Annotated in this window: 1 protein-coding gene; it reads left to right on the top strand. The window is 49.6% G+C overall.

The features are described 5' to 3' along the window. Nucleotides 1–123: 123 nt before the first annotated feature. On the top strand, nucleotides 124–1,048 hold a 925-nt coding region (locus CCB157_RS16935; protein WP_077616951.1), incomplete at its 3' end, for an IS256 family transposase.

A 1,048-nucleotide genomic window follows, 5' to 3' on the forward strand; every position in this document is an offset into this window, starting at 1 on the left:
CAAGGTTTGRTAAAGTTGAGTCCGTAAAATTGTGTAAAAAGGAAATGTAAAAAGAGCCACGTTGCTTTCCCTTTGATAGAATGAAAGTGAACCAAAAACCAAACAAAAAGGAGGAAAGCAACTATGGCTCAATACAATATTACAATAAGCGATGAAATCCTGCACGGGTTCTTGTCGCAAGATCAAGGACTGGCCAAACTGTTGGAACAGGTCTTGAATCAAATCCTTGAAGCCCAGTTAACGGATCAACTTGGCGCCGGCCGTTATGAGCGCACAGAGGAACGAAAAGGCTATCGAAACGGGTCTTATCCCCGGCAATTGACGACTCGGGTGGGACGGTTGACCTTGCGCGTGCCGCGGACAAGGGATGGGGAATTTTCCACCGAACTCTTTCAACGTTATCAACGGAGCGAACAAGCTCTGGTACTGGCCCTCATGGAAATGGTCGTAAACGGAGTGTCTACCCGCAAGATCACCCAAATCACAGAAGAATTGTGCGGGACTTCGTTTTCCAAGTCCACGGTCTCCGCGTTGTGCAAAGGACTGGATCCGATGATCCAAGACTGGAATGACCGTTCCCTTCATGAACATGTGTATCCGTTTGTGCTAGTAGATGCTATTTATACGAAAGTCCGGGAAAATGGACGGGTACGTTCCAGAGCCGTTTTGATCGCCACAGGAGTGAATGAGGAAGGATACCGGGAAATTCTTGGCCTGCAAATCGGAAACAGTGAATCGGAGTCCAGCTGGAGCGAGTTCTTCGGATGGCTGAAAGACCGGGGACTCCGGGGAGTGGACTTGATCATCTCGGATCAACACGGCGGGCTGGTGCAAGCGATTGAAAAGCATTTCCAAGGCGCGACATGGCAGCGATGCCAGACACATTTTATTCGCAATATCCTCGATGCCGCACCAAAGTATATGCAGGATGCCTTGCTTGAGGAGATTCGCGGGATTCTTCACGCCCCCAATAAGCAGGCGGCCCGGCTGTTATTGGAACAAGTGCTGGCCAAATGGGAAGAAAAGACCCAAAGCCCATGCAAATCCT

The organism is Caenibacillus caldisaponilyticus, from assembly GCF_002003465.1.
Lineage (GTDB): Bacteria > Bacillota > Bacilli > Bacillales > Sporolactobacillaceae > Caenibacillus > Caenibacillus caldisaponilyticus.